The sequence below is a fragment of the Pseudomonas sp. 22515 genome (assembly GCF_052044625.1).
In the GTDB taxonomy this organism is placed as follows: domain Bacteria; phylum Pseudomonadota; class Gammaproteobacteria; order Pseudomonadales; family Pseudomonadaceae; genus Aquipseudomonas; species Aquipseudomonas alloputida.
The window spans coordinates 366759-385660 of record NZ_JBQENN010000001.1; the positions used below are offsets into that span (position 1 = coordinate 366759).

Genomic DNA, 18902 nt, shown 5'->3' on the forward strand with positions numbered 1-18902 from the left:
GAAATTTCTAGTCTGACAAGGATAGGCAGGTGTTGTGAACTTCATGCAACCCTGCCTGGCAGCTAGCTATAACTCTCGAAAAGTATGCAGTGAGCGCTCGCTCACATGGACGAAGTTAAATCCCGGTCGGATTATTCCCAAATGGATATCACTCTATCCAATTGAGTGGCTATCTTGCCCTACGATCTATTCGCCGGGCTCGGCTCGCGGGAGTGCGAGCGTAATTAGCACCGTTTGCAGCCACTTTTACTCTGATATAATCCCCGAGCGCTCGGCATGTGTCGGCGCCGCTGGAATTCCAGCGTCCTTTTCGTAAGCAACCTTTAAATGGTGATCTTATGACGGTACTTTTCAATAACGAGGTGATTAATGGTTACAGGCGACGACGATACTAAACAAATCCAGCAACTGGTTCAAAAGCTGTACTCTGAGGGTAAGCTGAACGTCAAACTGCTTCCGAGCGGTTCGATTTCCTACAGAGTTCAGGGCTCCGGGCATAAGAATGCCGAGTACTACGGATGCCCTAAAATGCCTGAAGAACTGGGTAGGTTTAACGATCTCATGGAAGAAATCGGGATCTGGTATGGGGCTGAACACCCCTGCGGGGCGCTGGCCGAGACGTTTGGAAGGCTTCGGGCCAAACAAGGGAAAGGACTGGGATTCTTTTTCAATACCACAGATCTTGAAAAAAGAGATATGTGTGTGGTTGAGACGACCAGAGATCTAAAGCTGCTGAATCTGAAGCTTTGTCTGTCCAAGTTGAACCGGACGGTGGACGAAGTGACGGGCCCTGACTATGAGCTTACGCAAGCAATTGCCGCAGCGGTGGCCAGGTTGCCAGGCAGTCCTTTCGATGGGATCGCTTACGAGTCACGGCATCACCCGGACGGCCGCAGCTGCTATGCACTGTGGACGGCTCCAGGTGAGGCCACAACGGTAAACACCGTTGAGATGACGAAGCTTTCGGAGTTCGAGTACCAAGGAGAACTTCCGGAAGGCTTTGAAGATGACTGCATTGACGCTGAGGAAATCATGACGGAAATCCTCGGTTACCAGGTGCGCTCTTAAGCTCCGCTACCATTCACGCAGCGCCCCACCTTTGGGTGCGCTGTTTTTTAAGCCGGTGTTGAGCTCATGAATAGAGCTGCTTCACGCCTGATAGCCTTCAACTGTTCCTCATTAGCTCCATCTCTCAGTACCACATATGGTAATTCTATCTGTCCATTGCTAAAGGCAATCGGGTTTAGAAAGAATGTGCATTGAGCTTCTGCGCTGACATCTTTCATGAGGCCTAAAATCTCTTCTAGATGTGGAAGCTTCTCGTCCCCAACAAACTGGAATGCGGGATAGAGGTAATCGTTTCCTTCCTGAATCGCTATCAGCGTGCCTTTCTTCACGTGGTTGTTGATAGTTTGTCTTGTTGTTCCCAAGGCGCTGGCCACTGCCTGACTTTTCAGCACTCCACCGAAATCCTTGAGTCGATCAAAGAACTCGATCTTTGCAGCTACGCGCCTAGCTTGTTTCCGGGTTTCTCTAGTGCTCAAAGCCCCGGCTACAGATCCGCTGGCCGCAAGCTTTTGCAGAAGCTCGGCATCAGTCAAGGATCCAAGGTTTTCCTTGGTTTTTTCCTCAGACCACTGCTGGAACACATTCGTTAGAAGCTTCAGCACGCGCACCGATCCACCCGCTACATCTGGAACCTTTTCTAGCGTGGCGGCCAGGGTATCGACTAATGCGTGGATTGATCTTTGCGAGTCCATAAAGCACCTCTGTGTTTCTGATTGACGATTTACCTTAACAATCATGACGGTGAATCGTCAAACGTATTTTGCTTTTTGGGCGACGAACGGAGGCGGTGAGGGTAGCAAGCAGACCACCTCTGAACCGACGGAATCAGCAGTCGTATTGAGCTCATCCAGGGTGAGGGCTCTCAACCACGTTGCACATAATGGGGGCGCGCTTTGATTGCCTATGTCACTTCCAGTTGTTGCGGAGTCGCCAATGGATGAGCTCATCAGCCAGCCGCCGCATCTCCCTAGCGGCATGCGAGCGCGGAGCGAAATCCACGAATGCACTGAAATATCCATACTCGTGTCCGCTAGGCACAGCATCTTCCAGCATCTCGATTGCGATTCGGTAAGCTCCGGTCAGTTCAGTACTCAGAGGAGGAAACGCTAGTGAATCGACCATCTCGAGCACGCGTTCTCGGCGCTGAAGGGTTGAGTATTTTGACTCAAGGATCTCGTCGTACTGCTCGTCACTTAGCTTTATGAAATCGCCGACGAACTCTTCAAGCTCTGTGCTGACGCCACCCACATCACAATTCGTGAGCAAGCCAAAATAGCTCGGCGTCGTTTCCCGACATTTGATGTTCTGCAGTGCTGTGACGAATTTTCCGGCACTGTGTACAGCCATGGAACAGTTGGTATCCACGACCACGGCGACAAGATCTGCGAACCGACGTATGAGCTCGAGTTCAGCATTCACGTCAAACAACACGTAATCGTGCCGCGCGATCAGGTCTCTCAGTTTTTCGGTCGATCGTTGTTTCCGATCCAAAGCCTCAAGCTCGTCAGCGTGAAACATCTGGTATCGCGCTTGTTCATCCGGGGGCAAGGCCGCCAAATGATCGCGTATGCGCTTACGCCGCAGTCTGACCGCCGATGGAAAGGTGATGAGGTCGCGCTCATCATAGAATCCGACCCGGCTAACCCAGCTGTCTGCAGCCGGTTCCTCGCCGTCGTCACAGGCATAACGGTGATTAAAGTCATTCGTCACGACCGCTACCCGGAAACCTAGCTCAGCTATGGCTGCTGCCAGATTCACGGTGATGGATGATTTGCCAACGCCACCCTTATAGCAGGCGACAGCGAGTGCGAGTCGGCGTGGTTTTGCATCTATCGCTAGGCCCAATTTCCGTATGTTGATTCCCGATCGAGCTAGGAAGCTCCACAGGGCAGCGGGGGAGGGTAGGCGTGAGGTGACTTTGCCGCTATCGGTTTCCCACGATCTCCAGGTTCTCTCGGCAACGTTGGCCCACATCGCGGCCAGATTGACGCTGACATCGGCAGCTTCGCGGAGCTCTTTCGCGTGCTTACGTAGTTGGTTGTCCATGATTGCCCACCAAATTTGTCGGTGCCTGAAGACTAACCAAATCTGCGTTGGCGAAAAATTATGAGCAATGTGCCGGGCTTTTTCGTTAAGGGCATTGACTTGGGATAACCTAGGCATGACGGCGGTTTAGGCCGTAATCCAAGCGCCGCCGATAGCTCCACTAGGCCCATACGGTCTTTCAGTACCGGGCCAATCTTGTGTCTGCTTAGATCGTGCAAGGTGTTATCGCTGCCCGCTGAAGGGTTTTCATTTTAAGGGGGGAAAATGGACATTTCTGAGGCTCGACTCGACAGTTTGGTGAGCCGCCTTTCCGAAGGGTTGAGCGTTGAGATCAAAACGTGGATCGATCCCAAGGCTGCTGAAGGCATCGCCAAGATCACCAAAGCTGTCATAGCCTTGTACAACCGTGATGGTGGCTATCTGATAATAGGTTTCAACAACGATACCCTGCAGCCAGATCGGGAAGATGCCCCGGATGACGTGAAAGCAGCTTTTCACGTTGATGTAATTCAGGGCATCGTTTCAAGGTATTCATCAATCTCAATCGAAATCCAGGTAGCGTTCGTTGAGCGTAAGGGATCGCTACACCCAGTGATAGCTGTACCTCAAGGAGTGACGGTACCTGCAGCGGCAAAAAGAGATCTAAATGACAACGGTCGAATGTTAATACGCGAGGATACTGTCTATTTTCGCACCCTCGGTTCGAATGGCACACCCAGTACGTCCGCAATCAAGGCATCTGACTGGCCAGACCTTCTTAAGATCTGCTTCGATAATCGGGAGGCCGATATCGGGCGATTCCTGCGACGGCAGCTGGGTGTCGAGTGGGCGAATCTCTTCACTTCGGCGCTTAAAAGCCCAACGCTTGAGGAACGCACGCGCTCGATCCTCCAGCAGGGCGCAGATGCTCGCCAAATGGAGATTGAGGCACGCAAGCTGAGTCCTTCGGCTCAAATGCTTTTGCAAAAAGGGAGCTGGGAGGTCGCTTTGGTTTTCGATCCGCCCAAGGATGTTGAGGACTCTAGCAGTGACTTCCTGGCAAAGGTCGACTCTTCTAATCCTGAATACACTGGATGGCCTGCTTGGCTGGTTTCAACAAATTTCCACAACACCGCTGATCGTCCCTATAAGCGGGAGACGGCATGGGAGTCCTTGATTCTAGGTTCAGTCTCCGAGTCTCTTGATTTCTATCGTATGCATGCGCGTGGGGAGTTTTATCAATCACGGCTACTGCGTGACGACATGACTGACAGGGTAGAACCAGGTACAGCCCTAGACCCGCGCTTAGCAGCGTACTTTGTCGCCGAAGTCATCGCGGTGGGCCTTCGTTTCGTGAGCGCATTGAGTTTCGACGTCGATGCCAAGCTTGGTTTCATGTTTCGCTGGAATAGGTTACGCGGACGTCATATTGATCATTGGGTTGATCAGGGTTCGTATTCCCGCAACAAGGTTACCCGGGAAGATTCCATCGAAAGCTATGTCGAGGTGCCGGCTGATACTCCAGCCAGTAGTATTGCCCCTTACGTTCAGCGTGCTACCTCAAAGCTGTTCGGAAGCTTTGCTGGTTATGAGTTGAAACCCGATGCGATCGAGACCGAGGTTAACCGACTGCTGAAACGTAGTTGAGCAGAGATCAGGTGCTGCGTTCAGGCTGAGTGCGGAGCAGTAAGATGGCAGCATTTGCAGGGCGCATCAGGAGAAAGTCAGTGGGAATGCGCGCTTAGGTGCAAGATCTCGAGGATGCGCCCTACAAAGCTCTGCGAATGACACCGTTATTTGCAGTGTCCCTCCGAGAGACCCAGCCATGCTGGGTTTCGCCCAATGCATCTGCATGAACGCGCATCTAAGCTTCCAATCCGTCTTTAAAGCGATATGAGAATCGCTACAGGAGGCCGGGCTCTGCCCGGCCTCCTGTAGCGGGGGAATTCGGCCTTGTCCCATCCTCTTTAATAGTTAGCCATCTGTCAATGAAAAAGTCAACTAAGGGATAAGGTTCAACTGCGTGAGCACTGTTTTAGTCAGAGCGGTGGCGACACGGTGCAGTCAGAAACGGCATTGAAAACTATGGCAAAATGGCTCAATGCCCGCATGGGACTTGCCACAGGATGAAGAACATTTGACTGCATTGATGCCCCTTGCGCAGTTGTTTGATTATGCGACCGAGGATAAAGAGGTCTGCGTGCCGCACCCAGTCACCGGCTTGCTCACCTATGGCTACATCGAACCCTACGCGAGCCGTAACCTTACAGTGCCTGGCGGTGAGATCTACTTGCGGGTAGGCAAGCACCATGGCTTCAGTAAGGGCTTTGGTGTTCGCCATATTTGGGAGGGGCATGGCCACGAGCTGGCAAAGGTTGGCTGCTCTGCGATCGAGGATGTTCCAACCTTTGTGGCCGGTATCTTGTCGCAAGGCGCGCAGATTCTGTGTGAGGGATACCAGACCCGTGATGGCTACCGTTTGACGATTGTCAGGGGCGCGAAGGGCGTGGTTATCCTGTCACCGCAGCTGGATGCAGCTGGCGAGAATTTCTACTCTGTGGTGACGGCGTACAAAGTCTTGAAGAAGCAGAGTGCGATGAAAGTCGGCACCCTGAAAGCAAAAAAGACGCCGTAGGCGCCTTTTTAGAGAAGTCATTGAGGGCTGGTAGTCGCAGCGCTTGCTTAGCACGTCCAGACAAAGCTGCCTGAAAGGGGTCGGAAGCTAACCATTGTTGCCGGTTACCGCTACCGCACAGGTGGCGACCTGCGCAATCCACACTGATCTGCCAATATCGCCATGAACCAGATCAGCCCTGCTCTTATTGAGCCCTCGTTGATCATTTTTGAGCAACGGGACTTACTATGTCAACCACTTAAAGTGGAAAAGCCCCGCTTGGTGCCGGCGCTTTAACCCTGCTTTAGTCTCGTCAAGCGGCTTGACATTACCCTCCCTGCAGGAGACGGAATCCATGGGTGAGCCGGCGAAATAAGGCCTGGAGGACTTTCGAAGGGCTGAACCAGATATGGTCTGAGCCGCGATTTAGACCCTGTGTGAGTTCTCCACATATCGTGGAGTCCAGCATCTCAATTGGCCATCATGCGCAGGCTGCTCTGGCCAGGCTGATGGAAGCACCGCTTGCGTTGCCGAAGCGTTTCGAAACGGCTGACATTAGCCTTGGTATCTCGCAGTACGAATCGTGCCGATCACCACGTACCTGACGACGCTTCCGAGGTCATCGGTCGGTTGATTGATGGCGTGCGAGATGCTCGGTGCTGCAGACGATGCGATGCCTAAGTCGCTACTACGGACACGAAGTGGCCGCCTACCTGCTTAAACGGGCATGCCATGGGCGTATGGTCGATGCTAGCGATCTGATGCTAGGGTTCGCATTCCACTGAATCCACAGTACGCAGGGAACGCTATGCGATCACTCGGAATCCGCGCAGAGCCCAAAAAGGCGACCTTCGTCATCTACGACGATGAAGCGAAGCAAATCTTGAACGTCGAATCCTTGGTTATCCCGCAAATCCTGAACAAGCCAGAGCAGCTCAAATTTGCTCGTCACAGCATCCTCGACATCCTTCGGGAGTACCAGGTCGACGTAGCTGGCATCCGGGTCGCAGAGGGCAATTCTCAGAACCAGGATGCTGACCGGCTGTACCTTGAGGCTGTTTTCATGGAGTCGTTCGCGAGCAGCAGCATCAAGGGCTACTTCGTGGGGCGCAAAACCAGCATTGGGGCCCGGCTGGGTATCACTGCCACAGAATTCGCCTCGATCGTAAAATGTGAGTCAGAGCTAGAGGACGTTGAGGGTTGGCCGCCTGGTAAGGCAGCCGCAGTTCGAGAGGCCATCCTCGTTGCTGTAGGAGCGACCCGATGATTCCGTATCAAGCGGCTCAGGTGTCGTTCAGGAAGCAACAGCGCATCGGCGAAAACGGCGAGAACTCTGAGGTGTACGTCGTCCATGACGAACACTTGGATGCCGAGCTCGTGATCAAGCAGGTGAAGACCGATGGCTTCAACGAAGAGCGTTTCTTGCTCGAGGCTCAGCTGCTTTACAAGAGCATCCATCCCTACGTCGTGCAGGTGCTGTACGCGTGCAAGGACGGCCAGCACATCTACATCGCCATGCCGTATTACAGCAGAGGCTCGCTGCACCAGGTTGCTGAGGAACAAGCCCTGACCTGCAGGCAGCTCATACGTTACGCCATCCAGTTCCTGAGTGGTCTCAACAACATTCACTCCAAGGGGCTGCTCCATTTCGACATCAAGCCAGACAACATCCTGATCTCCGACACCGACGAAGCACTGCTGTCAGATTTTGGTTTTGCCAAGAACATGGACATCGATGGATATGCGACACCCGAAGCTACCTATCGCTTCCATCTGCCGCCCGAAAGCGCGTTGACCCGTGACTTCAACAACAGCGCAGACATCTATCAGGTGGGCTTGACCTTGTATCGTTTGCTGGTGGGGCTTGACTCTCTGCAGCAGCAGCTAGGGGCTTACGCGACTGGTGCCGAATTGGCGCGCGCTCAGCGCCTGGAAACCTATCCGGATTTGACGCAAATCCCGCGTCATGTGCCGAAAAAACTCAAGAGCATCATCAAGAAGTGCTTGAGATACGACCCTGACTCGCGCTATCAATCAGTAATGGATCTACTGAATGATCTGTCGTCCATCGAAGATGTAGGCCTGGATTGGCACTTCTCCACCGATGGGGGCGTCCGGCGCTGGGAAAGCATTTCGTCGGATGGAACAGGTCTTTTGGTAGAGGTGGCCGATAATGGCAAATGTATCGCCTCGAAAAAAACGTCGGGCGGCACCTATCGCAAGAAGCCCAAGCTCTGCGAAGAGAACGTAACCCCGGAGCGGATTCATGAAATCCTCATGTCATCAGAGTGGTAAGCCGGCAGGCAGGAAGGATGGGGACGGTTACCTGACCAGATCCCAGATCTCCACGGGACGTAGCCAGACTAGCTCTGGTCGCGTTCGCTCGTCCGTGCCTCTGGTGAAGGTCGAAGACCTGATGGGCGATTCGAAGATCATCTATCACAGCCGATAGCTACGACAGGCCTGCGCGGTGTTCCGTGCAGGCCTTTCTCTGAAGGTGTGTTTCCGGACGCTTCCACCAATCACGCAGGCGGGCAGCCTCACCAGCCTGCGTAATGAGTTACGAGCAGTCCCCACTCCCTTATCGCCCTTCCATCTGCTCGCAAAACTCCAAGTGCTTCAGCTGCAGAAATCTTGGTCGGGCAGCCACCTATCAGGTAGAAATCGTCCTTTCCTGGGGAATATAGGTGAAGCAGCGTAAGTACCATCACGCGTTGTAAAACGCTCATTTCTCTGTACGCCTGGCGCATCGCCTTTAACCCCTCAGGATCAGGCTCTGACCGATCATGATCGAAGCCGCAAGGACGCATGCTGTAATGACTACCTTGTTGGATCCCCCACGGCTTGCTTTGAGTGAAGCAGGCACCCAACTCGTATTTCTTAACGATGTGCCAAGCGACCTCTCCGAACTTTTCCCCTCGTTCCTCGGTTGACCAGTCAATCGGTGGAGGTACCTGGCAAACCTTCGCCAATGCGGCGAGTTCAGCGCCGTCCATACAACTCACTTTTTCAACCAGGTCGATCAGGGTGTATCCGGGAAAGCGACCGGCTGCAAACGTCGGGTTGATGGCGGCGTACGCAGCAAGAGCAACCGGCTGCTTAGAGTGATGCACATGGCCGTGGCTCGCGACATCGATGTCTACGAACGCCCAGATCCCCGAAGACACTTCATGGACTCCCAGTCGGTGTAGCAATGCTGTCGCTTTTTCCGATGGGTCGGCGAAGATTTCCATCTTGGGAGTGCTCCTGATAAGGGTGAGAGATGCTGATCTGCCTTCGCTGGTAAGCCCTCGCGAGCCTAGTCGCCTGTAGGTCATTTGCCCCTGAGCAGATTCAGCTCTTGCTCAAGAAGGTCAACGGCATCCCGCAGCTTGCTGATTTCGGAGGCCTGCTCGTTGATTTTGGTAAGCCGTTCTAATGCCAGCTTCATGTAGAAATTGCGGCTTGCCTCCGTCTCTTTGCTCGTCTTGGTCAGCGATGTATTCGAGGTTCTCGCATCTTGCAGCTGGGTGAACCAGTAGATCACTTCCAGACGACTCAGCTCCAGCAGCTCCTCGGGAGACCTCTTATCAGCTTTCGAGGAGGCTTCCTCTTCTTTCTGCAGGGCTCGCTTAGCCTTGATCTCGTTTAGCTTCTCCAGCGGCCATTTGCGGTTGTAGATGGTGTTTCGGTGCACGCCAGACAGCTTGGCCAGCGATGAGGCAGAGGCAGATAGCGTGGAGTCTTTCTCCAGCCTGCGCAGTGCGTCGTTGAGCTGTTGAGTGATAGCCGCTGCCAGCTCGGCATTCTTATCGTCGTAGGGGGCCGAACTCATACGGTCAAATCCTCACCAAGACCCAACAGGACTGCCTCCGCTTCAGCGATCGCTGCCTTCATCTGCGCGATCGACTTCGCAAAGCCATCATGAATCATCTGCCCGTTGGCTCCAGTCTGGGACTCCAACTGTCGGAGCGCGATTGTGTTTTGCACATATACCTCCCGCCATTTGGGGGCGTTCGCTTTCGTGACCACTGCGTTTTTACACCGATAGGGGTTGCAACGAAGCGAGCCAATGCAGGGAAGCGAAGCGTCGAAATCTTCCGTAGCATCACCATAGCAGTAGCCCTGTCCGACGTTGATGATCGCAAAGCCAACCTCAACCATCCGATCAAAGATCTCGTCTTTGGAGTATCCCGCCTCCAAATAGCCTTGGAAGAAGCTCCTCAGTCGTTGTCGGTGAGCTTCAGCATTCTCGCCGACATACCCTCCATCGGGGTCGCAAGCGTTCATGACGAACTCTTTTTCTGCGTCATGTCGGATCGAGTTGGTCGCTTCTCGACCGGAATCGGAGGTGAGTGCGGAGCCAATGTTTCCGTAATCAATGGTTACGGCGCTAACGCGATTCTGCGCAATGCCGCTGACCAGATTGCCAAAGTGCTTAAGCTGATAGGAAATGAAAGGCAGACCCACAGAGGCACGGAACATTTGGTGGGCCAGCGAGTGCCGAAGCGTATACGCTGAGACATCCAGTTCTTCAAGCTCTTCAGGCTCAAGCGCTTCGGCCAGGAATGCGCACAGAATGTAGGTGAAATTTCCGATAGCTTTCGCTTTCTCTTGCTCGCCTGGCCGAACGGTAATCATATTCGTCAACAGATAAGGGTGTTGCTTGAATCGATTGAGTATCTGCAAGGCTCTCACAGCATCTCTTACGATTGGGATCGCAGCCCATTTATCTCCGAAGAGCTTGCCAACAACCTCCTGGTTTTTTATGACTGTACTTACTATGAGGTGATGCCCGAAATCGTCGGTAGTAAGGCACCCTTCCGCCATAATCCCGGAAAGTTCAGAAGGTCTCATGCCAGTATACTGGCCAATGATGTAATAGGCACTGTTATTGATGTGCGTTAGGTATTGGTAAAATTCATCATCGATTTTGGCCCTGGTTAGCTTCCGCAGTCCTTCCTCGCCTTTGAATAACCCATGGCGTTGCGGTGACCAATATTCGCTGTCAGTTTGATATAAAAATGGTTCGATATCTTTGCCCGCGTAATCTCTTGACGATAGTCGAACGGCTACATATATATCGAAGTTTCTTCTCGTGAGATTCACCCGATACGCTTCGCAATAATCGTTTAGCTTGGCACGCTCAAGCCCATCCTTATCATGAACAGGCTCTTTCAAGGCTTTAAGGAAGTCGACAACTGCGAAAGTCGCCTGGCGAGAGCTTTTTTCGAAGATATGGTTATCAAAGTGCTTTTGTCGTTCGCGAACTTTAGGGCTCTTGATGCTATTCTGTTTCCACTCCAGAGATGCCATTTCCACATATGGCAAAGGTTTCGGAAAAAGATTCTCCGTCAAAAAATGTGAGCGAAGAATTTTAAAGCCAAGATCAGTCACCCCGCGATATGCACGGTCAAAAACTTTTGCCTCCTCGGCATAATCTTCTTCGCTAAAATCGGCGAGGCTGTAGTAAGATAGTTCAAAAAATTCGTCGCCTTGAGCACGACGCTTGCGCTCGCAAAGTTTGTCTATAAATGGAATGGCCGACTTGAATATGTCGATGATTGTGTGCGGTTTCGAAAGGGATATTTTCTTTTTGCCATGACGAACGATCCCTGGCATTTGGAGGGCGCACATGAACGCAATGCGCAGTTCGAACAAGATTGTCGAGTTCAGGTTTTGGTAGATCCCGAAGTCAATCCTAGATTTCCCACCCTCAACATTTCTTGCGAGAAGATGCGGCTCAAAGTTAAAGTCCCACACCATGTCCTTGAGGATGCTAACTTTGCTCACTGGCAGATTCATGAGTGCGTCGAAGGTCGTGAGCGCATTATATGTTGCGCTCGAACTTTTCAGGCTGGTGCCCCCAAGGCCTGCCGCGAGCACGTTCTGGGCACTCAGCAGCCGTACGAACTCTTCTCTCACTGGTTTGATCTGATAGATCAGCGTATCAATTGTGGCCATCAGAGGGTCATTCCTTCTACCAGAGTGCTCGTAAGGATATGTTCAGACAGTCGCTCAGCATGCTCTAGCTGTTCGGCATCAAAGCCCTGTGGAGAAGGGGTAAGGATGCTGTCCAGAGTTAGGAGATTCTCCCGAATAATGCGACCATACGGCGTCTGTGCAACAGCACTGGTTTCCATCATCACCAGGTAATCTCGGCGCATAGCAAAAAGATCAGGCAGATTGGAGACCGTGATGATGCAGTTACGGCAAGACAGACACTTGTTCAGCAAAGAACAAGGGTTACCTTCTTTGTAACCAGGCAGCTTTCTGATCTCTGGTGGCGGATCGTACGCGTTTCGGCATTCCACCAGTCCCGTCCTGATGATGACTGCAGGGGAGTCTGGGTTGTTCTGGGTATCGATGTTGCTTTTGGGCGCACTCGCGGCACTCGCCTCAGCCAGTACATATTCCTTATGGATCTTCTGGAGAGCCTCATCTACCACCTTCCGGGCCGCTTTGCTGAACTCCAACTTGTCCAGATAACCCACGGTGGTGGTTAGATGCTTGTGACCGAGAATCACCTGAATCTCCCGAATCGAGGCGCCTTGGTCTACCAGCGCAGCTACGAGGCTAGGCCTCAGCCGGGACGCAGAGATGGCTAGGTCTTCCCCATTTTCATTCTTCAAGCCATGTTCTTGAGCAAATTTATTCATGATGATGTTGATGACAATGGAGTCCTCAAGGGACTTCACCTTTCGGTACTCATTGTTCTTGCGCGACTCATAAATAAAAAGCCTATTCTTTACAGCCGGCTCCGCCCTCTCACGAATATGGCGCGTCAAGAAAATAACGTCATTAAAGATCTTTTCGACCTCAATGCTCTGTGCGACGCTCAGCCAGTTAAAGTCCGCTTTCATCAGATCCAGATGCAGAAGCTTTTCGCCATCGGATCGCTCTTTCCAATAACGTAGATATGGGCGCTTGGTGATTTCATGGCTCTTGATGAAATCATCGATATCAAGAGTCTTTAGCGGATCCGCATTGAGCCCCGTGATCTGTGCCAAGCGTATGACGTAAGGGGCAAGCAGGCGTGAGGTATACTCATAAATAATGCCCCAGCTCTCGTAGATGTCAACAATGCCCTCAGATGCGTAACCTATGATTTGGCAAAAGCCTTTTTCATATGGATCGCTCATGTTCGCAAACTTTTTGCTCAAACGTTGGCAGTTCAGCTTGTTCTCAAAGATCCATCGAGCATTGTCCAGAGTTCCATCGCCCCGGCGGATATTGCCGAGCTCATCGACAGGATCTTGGCCTCCGTTAAAATGAACATAGTCAGATGCAAGCTCGTTTGTACGCTTCATCTCCCGCTCACACGCATTCTTGATCTCGTCACGAATGTGCGCAGGGTAGGGACGGTACTCATCAGTGTCTCGTTGAGTATCAAAGCCTTCTACATCGACAAAAGATGTAAATCCTATACCTTTGATTTTCAGGGCACGCTTCATCATTTTTCGCGTGGTGGCCATAACGCCGTGTGCCACATGTGAGCCAATTGCTCCGCTGGCCCGTTGCTCAGTCAGGAAGTTCCGCAAGCGTGTGAGGTAGTTTGGGCCAATACATTCTAGAGCGTGCTCGCTTCCCGAAAACCCGACATCCTTCAAATGCTGGCTGACGAACCTGAAGCCTTCAACAAAATTACGTTGGCCGTCCTCAGTTCTCGTCCCCATAGATCCCGCGGCGAACAAGTGGAAGATTTGCACAAACGGTCGAGCGGGATCTACAGGCACCAAGTCATCAATGTGCGAAAGGGGGATGGCTCGCAGATCCTTTAGCTGTTTTTCCCAACTATCACCTCGAGGTGATGACTCTCTCTTTTTTTCGACCTCAAGATTACGCTCAGCAACAGTCTTATAGTTCGGATCGATAACTCCACGCTTTTCCAGGTCTGCAAGGATTTCATTGAAAGTTTGCTCGACCAGTGGAAGATTCATGCGGGCCCACTTGAGATTGCCCATCCCGGGCACATCGTTAAGGCATCGCCGTAAGGAAATGGTGTTGGCCACAATTGGGATGGCTTGTTTTTCATTGTCGGTCAGGCTTTCATACCACGCTAATAGTTTGCGTCTCCACTCGTTGGAGATAGAGTTGTGGCCTGGAACTATAATGCGCTCGTCAATCATTCTCTGAGTGACCGAGTTAAGGATTTCGGTTCTCGACTTAAAAACGCTGTGTTCGCATTCTAGCTCTTTCTGAAGATAGGTGGGTGCAATAGCCGGCTCCCCTTTCTGGCAAAGCTGTACACTGAGCAGATTATTTCTGCTGGACTTAATGTTCGTAGCCCAAACATCAATCTCTCGCGTGATATCGCTTTCCAAGCGCTTGCGCTTGGCTGGCTTCACTACTTCTTCTTGAAGCGTATCTTTGGGAGTTTCGTATTTCATTTTTTATCTCCCAGACGGATACGCTTGGTAGTTCTATTGCGCAGAAGTTCCATCTCGCTGGCCTTTGTCCTCATCACGGAGTTCGGCTCAGCAAGCATCTGATAAATATCCATAGGAATTAGCGTGTATCCCTCAGAGGTCTCCGGGTTCTTATGCCCCCAAGACTTCATGAGCGTGCCCATACGATCCAAGTAATCCTTGCCCAAGTCAGGACTATGGAGAATTGCATAGGCGCCTCCATGCCTTAGCTTATGGGGCGAGATTTGCCGTCTGATCGTTCCTTTCTTCATGGCGCGCTTGCTCACTCGCTCAAAAAGCTTCTCAACATTCTTCTTCGTGTATGGCTCACCCAAGGCGTTGAAGAAGGCAGGCGTTTCTTCCGGAGTCGGGTACTCCTTGGCGAACCTTCGATAGAGCGGCGTCTTGTGGTACTCCTCAATCCGCTCCAAGGTCGTTCTGCTCACCAAGGTTATTCGGGGATTGATCTGGTTCTTTTTCCCCTTGCTCCCCTGGATATGCAGCGGGCAATACGGAGCCTTCAGGGGGGGCACATCGCCTGTGGTGATGAACAGAAGCCTCTGAAAGTTGAGTGCATCCCGCACCGCCTGCAGCGTGATTCGCGGGACTTCAGACTTCCGTACCCCTGTGTCGTAGATCGCCTGGATCACGCACCGCTCACGTTCCCACTCAGCATGCAGAATCAGCTGCTCGAGCTCATCCATGCTGCAGGGTTGAACAATGCCCAAGGCGTTTGCCTTACCGCTCCAGATAAAGCCATCTGCGTATGGGTTGTCCTCTCTGAACGGAGGCCTCTCATCAAAGCGCTTGCACAGGTACTTATGAAAGAAGTGATGGTGCGCTGCGTCCCGGCCTTGGACTGTCTTCGGAGCAAGCCCCGCTTTATTAAGGTCGGCCAGGTACTGCTCAAGCCTACCTACCGAAACGCTCAGCAGTGCTTCATCTCGATCGCTCCCTTCGAACTCAACCTGGGTTTTCAGGTAATCCAACAGGTAGGAGAGACGGCTTGCATAGCTCGTAGTGCTTTCATCGGCCAGCAGGTTCTTACGGAGGTTGCGGCACAGGTAGTCAGAGCTCAGGGGTTGCAGCTGCTCATCACTCCCTATCAACACGCACCCTGTTACCTCTACTCGAGGATTCTGGGCTTCGGGCTGAGCAAGGAACTGTTCCCGGTACTCTCCTTGAGCAAGGATTGAGTCACTCAGGTCTAGGGGTTTCGCTTTGACTGTGACCACCTTCATTTCGCACCACCTTTTGGATTCCGTTCCAGCCTTTTGGGGAACAGGCGATGTGCATTATGGGTGGGGAAGTATGATAGGGGAAAGGGGGTGGGGCGGGGTGTACAGAGGGGGTTGTGCAGTTTAGTGTAGGGGGGTAGAAATCACCGCCTCGGCGGCGTGGTCGGTTCCGATCACCAGACCTGCGCGGGCGCCAGCGATGGTGTACTGGGCGACCATCCGGGTACGTGCCTTGACGTTGCCAACCACGAAGTCCACCAACGTCGGCGAGCCATTCTTCAGCGCCGCCACTTCAGCTGCCAATGCACGCACTGCCGGGGCGATATCCACCGTGTGAACTTCATCTGCCTTGATCACATCCAGGCATGCCTGGGCGTCATGCTCGTCATGCTGTACCTGGTACGGCAGGCGCACGGCAATGAACGTGTAGGCCTTGTCGCCGGTCTCGGCGCGCAGCTCGTTGATGGCGCGCTGGGCGAGCAGGGCGGCAGTCAGTGAGTCGACGCCACCGCTGATGCCCAGCACCAAGGTCTTGAGTCGAGCATTGGCCAGACAGTCCTTGATGAACGCCACCCGTCGGGCGACTTCGGCCTCGAGCGCTGCCGCGTTGGCGAACGGCGGCTGTACCTTCAGCGCCTGGGCAATCTCTTGCTGAACCGCTTGCATGGGTTACTCCTTGCTGGGGACTTTGAATACGTGACGCATGTAGGCGACGAAGTTCTCGTCGCGGCACTGGGTCTTGGCGGCTTCGTCAGAGATCTTGGCCACCGGCGCGCCGTTGCAGTCGGTCATTTTAAGCACGATGCTCATGGGTGCCACACCAGGGATGTCGCAGGTCAGGTTGGTGCCAATGCCAAAGCTGACGTTGATGCGGCCGCGCAGGGCGCGGAAAATTTCCAGCGAGCGGGTCAGGTTGAGGCCGTCGGAAAACACCAAGGTCTTGGTCATCGGGTCGATACCCAGTTTCTGGTAATGGGCAATGGCCTTTTCCGCCCAGGCTACTGGCTCGCCCGAATCATGGCGCAGGCCGTCGAACAGCTTGGCGAAGTACAGGTCGAAATCGCCGAGGAAGGCATCCATGGTGATGCAGTCGGTCAGGGCGATGCCGAGCAAGCCGCGGTACTCGCGTACCCAGCAGTCCAGCGCGGCGATCTGGCTGTCGATCAGCCGGGGGCCGAGCTGCTGGTGGGCCATGATCCACTCGTGGGCCATGGTGCCCAGTGGTTTGATATCCAGTTTCCATGCCAGGTCGACGTTGCTGGTGCCGACAAAACGGCCGGGGAAGTCGTTGCGCAGCACCCTTACCACTTCCTCCTGCACGCGGCTGGAAAAGCGCCGGCGGGTGCCGAAGTCGGCCACCTGCAGTTCGGCCAGCTCGTCGTCGCTGGCATGTGCACGCAGCCAGTCAAACTTGCGGTACAACTGATCCCGCGCCTCGGCCAGGCGCATGTGCGGGTGCAGATTGCGGTTGCGTACTTCACTGATGATGGCCAGCAGCGGCACTTCGAACAGGATCACATGCAGCCACGGACCTTTCAGGCGCAGGAACAGCTGATCATTTTCGATGCCGACGTGCACGTAACGCAGGTTGAAGCGGAACAGGCGCAGAAAGCGTAAAAAGTCGGGCTTGAGGAAGCTGATGCGTTCGAGGAAGGCCAGCTGGCCATCGTCCAGGGTGAGGTCGCCAAGCCGCTCGAGCTCATTGCGAATTTCGCCGAGGTAGGGGCGCAGATCCTCACCGTTGCGGCAGCGGAATTCCCATTCGACGTCGGCGTCCGGGTAGTTGTGCAGCACGCCCTGCATCATGGTGAGTTTGTAGAAGTCGGTGTCGAGCAAGTTGTGCACGATGCGCTCGGCGAATGCGCTTTCGCTCATCAAGGGGGCTCCGGAAGCGGCGATTGGCGGCCATTGTGCCAGCCTTTTACCCCTTGTGTGGCTGTTCCGGCCTCTTCATGGCAAGCCCGCCCCTACACGGTGCGGGGACTTGTTCCTATTTTAGGCGCGGGCGTGCCCGCGAAGAGGCCGAAACAGCCAAAACAGAGGTGTTTTTCCGTGCACCAGCTAGCCTTGAAACGGTGCCGCCTGTAGCAGTCGCGCACCAGCGGTGTGCAGTTCGGTGACGTCCGCTGTTACAGGGCGGTTGCACGTAAACACTTGCCAGGGTTGCAATGATGGCACTCGACGGTTGCTCCTTGTCTGTACGTGTGGTGGCGCCTGCCGCGTGGCAGACGGTTGCACGCTCAATAAAGAAAAGGCCGCCCGTCGCCTACAGGCACCCTGCACAGTGTGTTTTCCCGGAAGACAAAACCGATGGCACGGCCCTTGCTCTGAGCACAGGGCTGAGTAGTTGTAGTGCCAACCAAAAAAACTCTAGGAGCACCACCTCATGTCGCAGACGTTTTACAAGAAAGGTTTCCTGGCTCTGGCCGTAGCTACGGCGCTGGGTGTTTCTTCGTATGTTCAGGCCGACGTCAAGATCGGTGTAGCGGGCCCAATGACCGGTGCCAACGCAGCGTTTGGCGAGCAGTACATGAAAGGTGCGCAGGCAGCGGCCGACAAGATCAACGCCGCCGGTGGCGTGAATGGCGAGAAAATCGTCCTGGTCAAAGGCGATGACGCCTGTGAGCCGAAGCAAGCCGTGGCCGTGGCCAACCGACTGGTCGACCAGGACAAGGTGATCGGCGTAGTGGGCCACTTCTGTTCCTCCAACACGATCCCGGCGTCCGAGGTATATGACGAGGCGGGCGTGATCGCCATCACCCCAGGCTCCACCAACCCAGCGGTCACGGAGCGCGGCCTGAGCGCCATGTTCCGCATGTGCGGCCGTGACGACCAGCAGGGTATCGTCGCTGGCGACTACATCGTCGACGTGCTCAAGGGCAAGAAGGTCGCGGTGTTGCACGACAAGGACACCTACGGCCAAGGCCTGGCTGACGCGACCAAGGCTCAGCTGAAGAAACGCGGCGTGGAGCCTGTGCTGTACGAAGGCCTCACCCGGGGCGAGAAAGACTTCAGCGCTGTGGTCACCAAGATCCGCTCTACCGGTGCCGACGTGGTCTATTTCGGCGGCCTGCACCCGGAAGCCGGCCCGCTGGTACGCCAGCTGCGCGAGCAGGGCCTGAAGGACGTCAAGTTCATGTCCGATGATGGCATCGTCACCGACGAACTGGTGTCTACCGCCGGCGGCGCGCAATACGTTGACGGCGTGTACATGACTTTCGGTGCCGACCCGCGCCTGCTGCCAGACAGCAAGGCGGTGGTGGAGGAGTTCCGCAAGGCCGGCACCGAACCTGAGGGCTACACCCTGTACGCCTACGCTTCGCTGCAGGCTCTGGCTGCCGCGTTCAATGGCGCGAAGTCGAACAAGGGCGAGGACGCTGCCAAGTGGCTCAAGGCCAACCCGGTGCAGACCGTCATGGGTGAGAAGAAGTGGGACAGCAAGGGCGACCTGACCGTGTCCGACTACGTGGTCTACCAGTGGGACAAGACCGGTAAATACCACCAGCTGGAAAAACAAAAATAACAACGGCCCGCGGCCCGGGCGGTTGCTCGGGCCCAAGCCCCGCGGTA

14 protein-coding genes and 1 pseudogene are annotated in these 18902 nt (G+C 54.1%); 6 read left to right on the forward strand and 9 right to left on the reverse strand.

Going from position 1 to position 18902, the window contains the following annotated elements; translation table 11 throughout:
* The first annotated feature begins 369 nt into the window (after positions 1-369).
* The gene (locus ACTJJN_RS01615; protein WP_286100434.1) at positions 370-1068 is read left to right on the forward strand and encodes an RES family NAD+ phosphorylase; all 699 of its coding nucleotides are present in this window, start codon (positions 370-372) and stop codon (positions 1066-1068) included.
* A gap of 47 nt (positions 1069-1115) precedes the next feature.
* On the opposite strand, the gene ACTJJN_RS01620 is transcribed toward ACTJJN_RS01615, so the two are convergent.
* Positions 1116-1805 (reverse strand): hypothetical protein, encoded by a 690-nt coding sequence (locus ACTJJN_RS01620; RefSeq protein WP_286100433.1) that lies wholly within the window; start codon positions 1803-1805, stop codon positions 1116-1118.
* 169 nt (positions 1806-1974) lie between these two features.
* Complete coding sequence (locus tag ACTJJN_RS01625) at positions 1975-3114, reverse strand: ParA family protein (RefSeq protein ID WP_440780809.1); 1140 nt, start codon at positions 3112-3114, stop codon at positions 1975-1977.
* A gap of 264 nt (positions 3115-3378) precedes the next feature.
* On the opposite strand from ACTJJN_RS01625, the gene ACTJJN_RS01630 reads away from it, so the two are divergent.
* The 4 genes from ACTJJN_RS01630 (at position 3379) to ACTJJN_RS01645 (ending at position 8002) form a co-directional block, all read left to right on the forward strand.
* Entirely contained in the window at positions 3379-4740 is a 1362-nt protein-coding gene (locus ACTJJN_RS01630; RefSeq protein WP_440780811.1) for a hypothetical protein, read from the forward strand.
* Positions 4741-5194: 454 nt separating this feature from the next.
* Positions 5195-5728 (forward strand): hypothetical protein, encoded by a 534-nt coding sequence (locus ACTJJN_RS01635; RefSeq protein WP_440780813.1) that lies wholly within the window; start codon positions 5195-5197, stop codon positions 5726-5728.
* 787 nt (positions 5729-6515) lie between these two features.
* On the forward strand, positions 6516-6974 hold the full coding sequence (locus ACTJJN_RS01640; RefSeq protein WP_440780815.1) for a hypothetical protein: 459 nt from the start codon (positions 6516-6518) through the stop codon (positions 6972-6974).
* Positions 6971-8002, forward strand: coding sequence for a serine/threonine-protein kinase (locus tag ACTJJN_RS01645; RefSeq protein WP_440780817.1), 1032 nt, complete (start codon positions 6971-6973; stop codon positions 8000-8002). The genes ACTJJN_RS01640 and ACTJJN_RS01645 overlap by 4 nt, the downstream gene beginning before the upstream one ends.
* Positions 8003-8247: 245 nt before the next feature.
* Here ACTJJN_RS01645 and ACTJJN_RS01650 read toward each other — a convergent pair whose 3' ends face one another.
* The 7 genes and pseudogenes from ACTJJN_RS01650 to pncB form a co-directional block, all read right to left on the reverse strand.
* Complete coding sequence (locus tag ACTJJN_RS01650; protein WP_440780819.1) at positions 8248-8940, reverse strand: hypothetical protein; 693 nt, start codon at positions 8938-8940, stop codon at positions 8248-8250.
* A gap of 80 nt (positions 8941-9020) precedes the next feature.
* A complete protein-coding gene (locus ACTJJN_RS01655) occupies positions 9021-9521 on the reverse strand; it encodes a hypothetical protein (RefSeq protein WP_440780820.1) in 501 nt (166 codons plus the stop codon).
* The gene (locus tag ACTJJN_RS01660; protein ID WP_440780822.1) at positions 9518-11650 is read right to left on the reverse strand and encodes a site-specific integrase; all 2133 of its coding nucleotides are present in this window, start codon (positions 11648-11650) and stop codon (positions 9518-9520) included. The genes ACTJJN_RS01655 and ACTJJN_RS01660 overlap by 4 nt, the downstream gene beginning before the upstream one ends.
* Positions 11650-14076 (reverse strand): tyrosine-type recombinase/integrase, encoded by a 2427-nt coding sequence (locus ACTJJN_RS01665; RefSeq protein WP_440780824.1) that lies wholly within the window; start codon positions 14074-14076, stop codon positions 11650-11652. The genes ACTJJN_RS01660 and ACTJJN_RS01665 overlap by 1 nt, the downstream gene beginning before the upstream one ends.
* A complete protein-coding gene (locus ACTJJN_RS01670; RefSeq protein WP_440780826.1) occupies positions 14073-15335 on the reverse strand; it encodes a tyrosine-type recombinase/integrase in 1263 nt (420 codons plus the stop codon). The genes ACTJJN_RS01665 and ACTJJN_RS01670 overlap by 4 nt, the downstream gene beginning before the upstream one ends.
* Before the next feature lie 138 nt (positions 15336-15473).
* Positions 15474-15998, reverse strand: a pseudogene (gene nadE, locus ACTJJN_RS01675) (NAD(+) synthase); the annotation flags it as partial.
* A 3-nt stretch (positions 15999-16001) separates the two neighbouring features.
* Entirely contained in the window at positions 16002-17207 is a 1206-nt protein-coding gene (gene pncB, locus ACTJJN_RS01680) for a nicotinate phosphoribosyltransferase (RefSeq protein ID WP_440780827.1), read from the reverse strand.
* A 511-nt stretch (positions 17208-17718) separates the two neighbouring features.
* On the opposite strand from pncB, the gene ACTJJN_RS01685 reads away from it, so the two are divergent.
* Positions 17719-18855 (forward strand): branched-chain amino acid ABC transporter substrate-binding protein, encoded by a 1137-nt coding sequence (locus ACTJJN_RS01685; RefSeq protein WP_014860425.1) that lies wholly within the window; start codon positions 17719-17721, stop codon positions 18853-18855.
* Positions 18856-18902: the final 47 nt, after the last annotated feature.

What these genes read in the sequence shown, in the direction of transcription:
- pncB (WP_440780827.1), bottom strand. Translation starts at nt 17,207, where the DNA reads ATGAGCGAAAGCGCATTCGCCGAGCGCATCGTGCACAACTTGCTCGAC.
- ACTJJN_RS01620 (WP_286100433.1), bottom strand. Translation starts at nt 1,805, where the DNA reads ATGATTGTTAAGGTAAATCGTCAATCAGAAACACAGAGGTGCTTTATG.
- ACTJJN_RS01670 (WP_440780826.1), bottom strand. Translation starts at nt 15,335, where the DNA reads ATGAAGGTGGTCACAGTCAAAGCGAAACCCCTAGACCTGAGTGACTCA.
- ACTJJN_RS01660 (WP_440780822.1), bottom strand. Translation starts at nt 11,650, where the DNA reads ATGGCCACAATTGATACGCTGATCTATCAGATCAAACCAGTGAGAGAA.
- ACTJJN_RS01685 (WP_014860425.1), top strand. Translation starts at nt 17,719, where the DNA reads ATGTCGCAGACGTTTTACAAGAAAGGTTTCCTGGCTCTGGCCGTAGCT.
- ACTJJN_RS01625 (WP_440780809.1), bottom strand. Translation starts at nt 3,114, where the DNA reads ATGGACAACCAACTACGTAAGCACGCGAAAGAGCTCCGCGAAGCTGCC.
- ACTJJN_RS01635 (WP_440780813.1), top strand. Translation starts at nt 5,195, where the DNA reads ATGCCCGCATGGGACTTGCCACAGGATGAAGAACATTTGACTGCATTG.
- ACTJJN_RS01630 (WP_440780811.1), top strand. Translation starts at nt 3,379, where the DNA reads ATGGACATTTCTGAGGCTCGACTCGACAGTTTGGTGAGCCGCCTTTCC.
- ACTJJN_RS01640 (WP_440780815.1), top strand. Translation starts at nt 6,516, where the DNA reads ATGCGATCACTCGGAATCCGCGCAGAGCCCAAAAAGGCGACCTTCGTC.
- ACTJJN_RS01650 (WP_440780819.1), bottom strand. Translation starts at nt 8,940, where the DNA reads ATGGAAATCTTCGCCGACCCATCGGAAAAAGCGACAGCATTGCTACAC.
- ACTJJN_RS01665 (WP_440780824.1), bottom strand. Translation starts at nt 14,076, where the DNA reads ATGAAATACGAAACTCCCAAAGATACGCTTCAAGAAGAAGTAGTGAAG.
- ACTJJN_RS01655 (WP_440780820.1), bottom strand. Translation starts at nt 9,521, where the DNA reads ATGAGTTCGGCCCCCTACGACGATAAGAATGCCGAGCTGGCAGCGGCT.
- ACTJJN_RS01645 (WP_440780817.1), top strand. Translation starts at nt 6,971, where the DNA reads ATGATTCCGTATCAAGCGGCTCAGGTGTCGTTCAGGAAGCAACAGCGC.
- ACTJJN_RS01615 (WP_286100434.1), top strand. Translation starts at nt 370, where the DNA reads ATGGTTACAGGCGACGACGATACTAAACAAATCCAGCAACTGGTTCAA.